Origin of the sequence: Janibacter corallicola NBRC 107790 (assembly GCF_001570965.1) — a bacterium.
GTDB lineage: Bacteria > Actinomycetota > Actinomycetes > Actinomycetales > Dermatophilaceae > Janibacter > Janibacter corallicola.
On the sequence record NZ_BCSR01000027.1, the window covers coordinates 33,049 to 41,299 of the forward strand.

7 protein-coding genes are annotated in these 8,251 nt (G+C 72.5%); 3 read left to right on the forward strand and 4 right to left on the reverse strand.

The genetic code is table 11. The annotated features are described in order from the left end of the window. Positions 1 to 76: 76 nt before the first annotated feature. Both JCO01S_RS10500 and JCO01S_RS10505 read right to left on the reverse strand, forming a co-directional pair. Positions 77 to 895 carry a CDP-alcohol phosphatidyltransferase family protein gene (locus JCO01S_RS10500; RefSeq protein ID WP_068254997.1) on the reverse strand — a complete coding sequence of 273 codons (819 nt, stop codon included), beginning with the start codon at positions 893 to 895 and terminating at the stop codon, positions 77 to 79. Beyond that, positions 892 to 3,429, reverse strand: a complete 2,538-nt coding sequence (locus JCO01S_RS10505) for a glycosyltransferase (RefSeq protein ID WP_169796938.1) — start codon at positions 3,427 to 3,429, stop codon at positions 892 to 894. Before JCO01S_RS10505 ends, JCO01S_RS10500 begins: the two co-directional genes overlap by 4 nt. Positions 3,430 to 3,492: 63 nt before the next feature. Between JCO01S_RS10505 and JCO01S_RS10510 the strand changes: the two genes are divergently transcribed. The 3 genes from JCO01S_RS10510 to JCO01S_RS10520 all read left to right on the forward strand — a co-directional run bounded on the left by JCO01S_RS10510 (position 3,493) and on the right by JCO01S_RS10520 (position 6,433). Next, complete coding sequence (locus tag JCO01S_RS10510) at positions 3,493 to 4,362, forward strand: ABC transporter permease (protein WP_245634405.1); 870 nt, start codon at positions 3,493 to 3,495, stop codon at positions 4,360 to 4,362. Beyond that, positions 4,355 to 6,088 carry an ABC transporter ATP-binding protein gene (locus tag JCO01S_RS16430; protein WP_157074570.1) on the forward strand — a complete coding sequence of 578 codons (1,734 nt, stop codon included), beginning with the start codon at positions 4,355 to 4,357 and terminating at the stop codon, positions 6,086 to 6,088. Before JCO01S_RS10510 ends, JCO01S_RS16430 begins: the two co-directional genes overlap by 8 nt. Positions 6,089 to 6,241: 153 nt before the next feature. Further along, positions 6,242 to 6,433 (forward strand): DUF3073 domain-containing protein, encoded by a 192-nt coding sequence (locus JCO01S_RS10520; protein ID WP_068255006.1) that lies wholly within the window; start codon positions 6,242 to 6,244, stop codon positions 6,431 to 6,433. A gap of 17 nt (positions 6,434 to 6,450) precedes the next feature. Here JCO01S_RS10520 and JCO01S_RS10525 read toward each other — a convergent pair whose 3' ends face one another. Both JCO01S_RS10525 and purM read right to left on the reverse strand, forming a co-directional pair. Further along, a complete protein-coding gene (locus JCO01S_RS10525) occupies positions 6,451 to 7,044 on the reverse strand; it encodes a response regulator transcription factor (protein WP_068255009.1) in 594 nt (197 codons plus the stop codon). Between the two features lie 8 nt (positions 7,045 to 7,052). Then, complete coding sequence (purM, locus tag JCO01S_RS10530; protein WP_068255012.1) at positions 7,053 to 8,162, reverse strand: phosphoribosylformylglycinamidine cyclo-ligase; 1,110 nt, start codon at positions 8,160 to 8,162, stop codon at positions 7,053 to 7,055. Positions 8,163 to 8,251: the final 89 nt, after the last annotated feature.

Below are 8,251 nucleotides of genomic sequence, written 5' to 3' on the forward strand. Positions count from 1 at the left end.
CCAGGCCCCGCTCGACGAACATCGTCAGGCTAGCAGCGCACCGGTGGCCCCGACCGGGGCCGAGGCGGGTGTGTCCTCAGGCGTCGAAGCGGTTCGAGGTGACGATCATCAGCAGGAATCCGCCCGCGGTCGCGAGGGCCAGCGGCAGCGACACCAGCAGCCACCCCGCGAGGACGGTGCCCTCCTCGACCACGCCGAGCGCGGCGAGGACGAGCCCCAGCGTGGCCGCGGCCAGGGTGATGAGCGAGAACTCGATGGCGACGAAGGCACGGAAGAAGGGGAAGAAGCGCAACAGGCTGCGGGCGGAGCGGAGCCCGGCCGAGCGGGAGGCCGCCGTCTCGGCGCTCTCGTCCGCCTTGGGCAGGCCGAAGTAGAGCCGGGAGACGAGGACGAGGTCGCCGAAGGACTTCTTCAGCAGCACGAGGCAGCCGACGAGCGCGCCGATCGTCGTCCAGCCACCGATCGAGGTGGGACCGCCGTCGACGTGGACGCCGAGTGCGATGGGCAGCGCGGCCTCGGTGACGTAGTGGGCGACCCGATCGAGGTAGACGCCCATCGGCGAGGAGGTCCCCCGCCACCGCGCGACCTCGCCGTCCGAGCAGTCGATGAGGATCTGGAACTGCATGATGAGCGCGCAGGCGAGCACCGCCCACCAGGACGGGATCATCAGCACGGCGGCACCGATGATCCCGACGAGGACCATCAACCAGGTCACGCCGTTGGCGGAGATGCCGGTCGGGATGACGGCCCGGGTGAAGTGCAGGGACAGCGCCCGCAGGTACAACGTCCCGGCCCAGTGCTCGGAGTTGCGTCGCCCCACGACCGAAGGGGGCTGCACGACCGCGCGCAGCTCCTCCAGCGAGGGTCGGGCGGGACGCGGGCTCTGCTCGCTCACGTGTCTCCTGGGGGTCGCGGTCCGGACGGTCTCCGGGGCCCGGCACCGAGGTCGATCGCAGCGGCGAACTCCTCGAGTGCGGCGGCGTTCCAGCCATCGACGTCGAAGGTGGCGAACTCGGGCCGCTCGGAGACGAGCTCCATCATCGCACGGGCGACCGCGTCGTCGTCACGGGGAACGACGACCCCGCAGCCCGGGGGCACCACCCCCTCGACGGAGGAGAAGGCGGTGGTCAGCACGGGGGTGGCCAGCGCGAGGGCCTCGAGGATCACCATCGGCAGCCCCTCGTGCTCACTCGTCAGCGCGAAGTAGTCCGCCGCGGCCACCACGGGGAAGGGGTTGGCCACGTGCCCGGTGAGGTGGACCGAGCCCTCCAGCCCGAGCTCGGCCACGAGCCCGCGCAGCTCCCCCTCGAGCGGCCCGTCACCCATGACGACCACGGCGACGTCGTGGCCGGCCTCCCGGACCGCGGCGGCGGCCCGAACGAGCCGTGCCTGGTTCTTCTCGTGGGTGAGCCGCCCGGCGGTGACGACGGTGACCGTGCCCTCGTCCCGCAGCGCGGCGACCGCGCCCTCGGGCAGGCCGAGGTCGACGAGGTCGGCGTCGGCCAGCGTGCGCACCCGGCCCGCGTCGACGACGTTGCGCACGCTGACGAAGCGCGCGTCGCCGGCGAACCGACCCAGGGAGCGCTCGTTCACCCGGGAGAGGGACTCCGAGACGGAGACGAGCCGGTCGTAGCGGTCGTAGAGACCGAAGACCTGCTCGAGGTGGTGGGCCCGGGTCCGTCCGTGCTCGTTGGTGCTGCTCACCTCGGCGGCGAGGTCGTTGTGCAGCCAGATCGAGTGGGTACGCACCGGCCCGGGGGCGACCCCGCGCGAGAAGAGCAGCGCCCAGTAGGGCGAGTACCCGCCGAAGTCGATGACGTGGTCGAACTGCGCCGTCCCGAAGCAGCGCACCCACTCCTCCTGCAGGAGGCGCACGAGTGCACCCACCGGCACGACCGGGTGTTCGGCCCCGAACCGCTGGAGCAGCCGTCGGGACCACACGACGCGCTTGGGCCCGTTCATCCCGCCCACCCGGGGCAGCAGCCGCACGCGTGGGTCGATCGCCTCGGCGAAGGCGCGGGGAGCGGCCTTGCGTGCGGGCCCCCAGGCGATGGAGACGTCGACCGCGTCGAGGTCGAGGCGCCCGAGCAGCGCGATGAGCGAGGACGTCACGCCGTTGCGCTGCAGCGACCCGCCGTGGATGAGCAGCCGCGGGACCCGTCCCTGGCGACTCCGCCCGGCCAGCGGGACCTCACGTCCGGTGGTCGGCGGCCGGCCCCGCCACACACGGTCCACCACCCGCTCGGTGGCACCACCGTCGTCGAAGGGGGCGTACCGCGCCGCCCACTCCCGACGGGCCTCGGGGCGGGAACCCCCTTCGGCCACCTCGGCGGCGACCTCCTGCGGCGTCGTGCAGACCCGTCCCGGCAGTTCCTCGGCCGGCAGGTAGAGCGGGCGCAGCGCCTCGTAGGCCTCCCGGTCCGGCACGTGGAAGGTGATCGGGACGCGGGGGTCGGCGAGCGCGTCGAAGAGGATGCTCGAGTAGTCGGTCACCAGGTGGTCGGTGACGGCCAGGACCTCGTTGGCCGGCACGTCGGGCGGCACGAGCGCCCCCTCGAGCGAAGGGAGCGCCTCCGCCTGCTCGTGGACCACCGGGTGTGCCTTCACGAGGACCTGCCGGTCCTCGCCGATGGAGGCCCGCAGCTCACGGACGAGGTCCTCCAGCGCGCCCGCGTCCAGGCTCGGGTCGGCGAAGGCCTCGCCCCGCCAGGTCGGCGCCACGAGCACGACCCGCTGGCCCGCCCCGATCGCGACCCCCTCGGCCCGGAGGCGAGCGCGGATCCGTGCTCGCTCCCCCTCACCGGCCGTGACCTGGACGTCGGTGCGCGGCTGGCCCACCTCGAGCACGCTGCCCGGCGCGAGCCCCTCCAGCCGGTAGGCCCCCCGGTACATCGTGTCCGTCATGTAGGGGCCGGAGGAGACCAGGTGGTCGGCCGCGAGGAAGTTGCGGATGACGTTGGCCGCGCCGAGCGCCCCGTCGGGTGTGTCGTAGCCCATCGACTTCAGCGGGGTCCCGTGCCAGGTGTTGACGTAGGTCTGGCCGGGACGCTTGCCGAGCTCCGCGGGGAAGGTCGAGTTGGTCACGAGGTACCCGGCCGTCGCGAGGTGGCGGAAGTACCCGGGGGTGCGGCGTCCGACGATGCGCACGCTCCCTTCGGCCAGGCCCAGGGACCGCACGTGCTCGCGGGCACGCCGGCGTCGCTCGGGATCCGCGACCACCCAGACGTGCCTCAGGTGGCCCATGTCGGGGGCTGCTACCAAGTGCCGGAAGATCGCGTAGGGGCTGTCCACGAGACCCGCGCCGAAGGTCGACTCGTAGAGCACGGTGTCGGCCTCGACCGGCCGGCCGCGCCAGTGGGCCACCCACTGCGCCCGCGGGATCCGTCGGGCCCGCCGCAGCACCGAGAGCACCCGTCTCGTCCCACTCATGCGCATCTGCCTCCCGGATCGACCTGCACGGCAGTCTATGAACTGGTCGGTATGATCAGCCGCATGCCTGCGCTGAGTACCCGGGAGGCCCGTGAGCTGGCCACCGGCCACGGCCTACGAGCGCTCAGCGAACGGCCCCCGCTGCGCCGGTACCTGCGCGACATCTGGGACCGCCGCTCCTTCCTGTGGACCCTCTCCTCCGCGGAGTCCCACGCGAAGAACGAGGACAACCACCTCGGGCAGGTCTGGGCGGTGCTCAACCCGGCGCTGCTCATCGCGAGCTACTACATGATCTTCGGGCTGCTGCTCGGCACTCGCGGGGGGATCGAGAACTTCGTCGGCTTCCTCGGCATCGGCGTGGTGATGTTCGCCTTCACCTCGGCGACGGTGACGAGGGGCGCGAAGGCCATCACGGGACGGCTCGGCCTCGTGCGCACGCTGCACTTCCCCCGCGCGATCCTGCCGATGTCGGTGACGCTCACCGAGTTCCTCGCCTCGATCCCCGCATTCGGGCTGCTCTTCGTGCTGATGTTCATCACCGGCGAGCGGCCGAACTGGGAGTGGCTGCTCTTCCCCGTCGCCGTGATCATGCAGGGGGTGGCGCTCGTCGGCTTCGCCTTCATCGCCGCCCGGCTGGTCAACGCCTCGCAGGACATGGCCAACCTCATCCCCGTCGTCGTGCGGCTGCTGCGCTACGTCTCGGGCGTCTTCTTCCCCGTCGTGCACTACGCGCAGGCCATGCCCCCGGTGGTCCAGGAAGTCCTGACGATGCAGCCCTTCGCCCTGATGCTCACCACAGGGCGGCAGTCCCTCATGGGCAGCGAGAGCGTGGTCCTCACCGACTGGCTGGCCATGGCCGTCTGGGCGATCGTCGTCGCAGCCGTGGGACTGGTCATCTTCTGGCGCGCAGAGACCAGGTACGGCCGTGGCTGAGCCCGAGCAGGACGCCGCCCCGACCGTCGTCGTCAGCCACCTGAGCGTCACCTACCAGGTGCTCGGCGGCGAGCGGCGCGGCGCCCCGAGCAGCCAGGGCGAGCGCCGCCCCCTCCGCCAGCTGCTGCGCCCGGACCCCGGTGAGCGCACCCGCGAGATCAAGGCGGTCAAGGACGTCAGCTTCGTCGCCAGGCACGGGGAGTCCATCGGCATCATCGGCCACAACGGCTCGGGCAAGTCCACGCTGCTGCGCGCCGTCAGCGGTCTCATCCCGCCGACCCACGGGAAGGTGTGGGTCGCCGGCGAGCCCTCGCTGCTCGGCGTCAACGCCGTCCTCATCAACAAGCTGAGCGGCGCCCGCAACGTCTACGTCGGTGGCCAGGCCCTCGGCCTGACCACGGCCGAGATCGACGAGAAGTTCGACGACATCGTCGAGTTCTCCGGCATCGGGGAGGCCATCCACCTGCCGATGAGCACCTACTCCTCGGGGATGGGCGCCCGGCTGCGGTTCGCGATCTCCACGGCCGCCGCGCCCGACGTGCTGATGATCGACGAGGCCCTCGCGACCGGGGACGCCGCCTTCCGCGAGAAGAGCACCGCGCGCATCGCGCAGATCCGCGAGGAGGCGGGCACGGTCTTCCTCGTCTCCCACTCCAACTCCAGCATCCGCCAGATCTGCGACCGGGTGCTGTGGATGGATCACGGCCAGCTCATCATGGACGGCCCCACCGAGCAGGTCCTCTCCGCCTACGAGGCCACCCTGCCGCATGGCACCAAGGAGGAGCAGCAGCCGGAGGAGGACCCCGAGGTGCCCGGCACGGTGCGCTGGTCAGGCAAGACGAGCTTCCAGGTCGTCCGGGAGATCAGTCGGGCGACCTGGCCCGCGGGCGTCCCGGGATGCTTCGTGGTGAGCGTGAAGTCCCAGGCGGTCGGCCGGATGGTCGCCCCGATCGCGGCCCGGCTCGGCTGGCCGCTGCTGTGGGTGCGCCCCGGCGGCCTTCCCGGCGCGACCAGTGACGAGCTGGCCCGTCTCGCCCCCGAGCGCGTCGTCGTCGTCGGTGGCGAGGGTTCGGTCTCCTCCGACACCTTCGCCCGCATCGAGCGGGTCGTGCCGGGGACGATGGAGCGCCTCGGTGACGACGACACCGGCCGCACCGCCGGCGAGCTGCTGCGGGCCTTCCCCCCGGAGGACACCTCGAGGGTCTACCTCACCCGCAGCGACAACCCGGCACGCACCACCATGATCTCGCTCGTGGCGGCGGTGACCGGCCGCGCGGTCACGGCCGGCAACCCGAACCGGCTGCGGGAGAAGCACCTCTCCGCCCTCGCCGACCTCCGGCCGGACCGGCTCGTGCTCATCGGGTACGAGGAGGAGTGGCCCGAGGCCACCGTCGACCGGCTGCGCGAGGCCACGGGGGCCGAGATCGCCTTCTCCACCGACCACGGCCCGATGGCCATGGCCGCGAGCCTGTGGGAGGGCACGGAGGCCGGGGGTCGGGTGATCCTCGCCGGTCCAGCCACCGTCGAGCTGCTCTCGGCCGTCGTCGTCTCGGGGCACACCGGAACGCCGCTGCTGCTCGCGAACTCCGGCCGCCTCTCCGACGTCCCCCGGGCGGCCCTGGAGCGGCTCTCCCCCGGGGAGGTCGCCCTGTGCGGAACCCTCGAGACGCTGCCGCCCAAGCTGCGCGGTTCGCTCGGTGAGGAGCTCGGGGCCGTCCACGCCTGAGACCCGGATGGGGCGGAACAACCGCAGACCATGTACGGTTGGAACCACGAGAAACCACACAGATCCGGGTCCGCACAAGTCGTCCACGTCCTCCATCGGGGGTCGTGGGAGAGTTGATGCCGACCCGCACTAGCGTAATGAGGGGGTCACGCCATGGGGCGCGGCCGAGCAAAGGCGAAGCAGACGAAGGTTGCCCGCGAGCTGAAGTACTACTCGCCGGAGACCGACCTTGCGGCGCTGGAGGCGGAACTTCACGGGAAGACTCGCGCGCGTCGCGACGAGCACGACGACGCGGGCGAGGACGACTACGACGAGTGGGCTTCCCCGGAGGACACCACGCGCTGACCTGGTCTCCTCGACTCTCAGATCAGTCCCCTGCGGCGGGCCTCCGCCGCCGCCGCGCCACGATGGTTGACCCCTAGTCGGCCATACGTGTGCGCCAGGTGGGATTTCACGCTGGAGCGGCTCAGGTAGAGCCGTTCGGCGATCTGCCGGTTGCCCAACCCGGCGGCCACGAGCCGGAGCACGTCGACCTCGCGGTCGGTCAGCTCCGAGACCTCGTGCCGGACCCGTTGCACGAGCGGTCCGGTGACCTGGCCGCCCGAGGCATCGGCCCGCTCCCCGGCTGCTGCCGCCTGCAGGGCGGCGACGATCTGCAGCGGAGTGCTGGAGACGACGAGGCACCCCTGTGCCCCGGCGTTCAGCAGGTCCGTGGTGTCCGTGCCCTCGGCGATCATGGCCACGCGTGCCGGGCCGTCGGGGCACCGGGAGAGCGCGCTCGGGACGTCCGGCGCGTCCAGGCACCCGACAAGCAGCACGACGTCGACACCCGGTGTGGCAACCACCTCGGCGCAGGTCGCGGCGGGCGGCGTCAGCTCCAGGCCGGGCTCGGTCCGGAGCACCCCGAGGAGGCCCTGCCGGTGGTCCTCGTCGGCGTCGGCGACCAGGACCCGCACCGGGGCGCTCAGGGGTGCTCCCCGAACACCCGGACGGCGCCGCCGTCGACCCCCTTCGCCCCCTGGACCACGTCGGAGCCCGCGTCGGCGCTCTCCGCGGCGTCGGTGACGTCGCCGAGCACCCAGGCCTCGATCCCGGCGGCGCGGGAGCGGGCGATCGCCGCGTCGGCGTGCTCCTGCGGGATCGCGGCGACGAAGCCGACGCCCATGTTCAGGGTGCGCTCGATGTCCTCGCGCGGCACGCTGCCGAGCCGGCCGATGAGGGAGAAGACCGGCGGCGGGGTCCAGGTGGACCGATCCACCCGTGCCAGGGTGCCGGCGGGCAGCACCCGGGCGAGGTTCGCGGCGAGCCCGCCGCCCGTGACGTGGCTGAGGGCGTGCACGTCGACGTCCTCGCTGCGGACGAGGTCCAGCAGGGGCCTCGTGTAGATCCGGGTGGGCTCGAGCAGCTCCTCGCCGAGCGTGCGGCCCAGCTCCGGCACGTCCCGGTCCAGCTCCCACCCGGCGGCGGCGATGACCCGGCGCACGAGCGAGTAGCCGTTGGAGTGCAGCCCGGAGGAGGCGAGCGCGAGGACGACGTCACCCGCGCGGACCCGGTCGGGGCCGATGACGGCGTCGCGCTCGACGACGCCGGTCGCGGCCCCGGCGACGTCGTACTCGTCCGGGTCGAGCAGGCCGGGGTGCTCGGCGGTCTCGCCGCCGATCAGCGCGACGCCGGCGAGCTCGCAGCCCCGCGCGATGCCGGAGACGATCGCGGCGATGCGCTCGGGCACGACCCGACCGGTCGCGATGTAGTCGGTCATGAAGAGCGGCTCGGCCCCGCACACGACGATGTCGTCGACGACCATGCCCACGAGGTCCTGCCCGATCGTGTCGTGGCGGTCCATCGCCTGGGCAATGGCCACCTTCGTCCCGACCCCGTCGGTGGAGGTCGCGAGCACCGGGCGGTCCATGTCCTTCAGGGCGGTGGCGTCGAACATCCCGGCGAAACCGCCGAGACCGCCGAGCGCCTCGGCGCGGGTCGCGCGGGCCACGGAGGCCTTCATCAGCTCGACGGCCCGGTCACCGGCCTCGACGTCGACGCCGGCGCCGGCGTAGGTGATGGGGGTCTCGCTCATGGGCGCACGGCCTCCTCGGCGCTGGCGGGATCCTCGGTCGGGGCGAAGTCGAGCTCGAGCAGCTGCTTGCCCAGCCGGTCGCGGCTCGG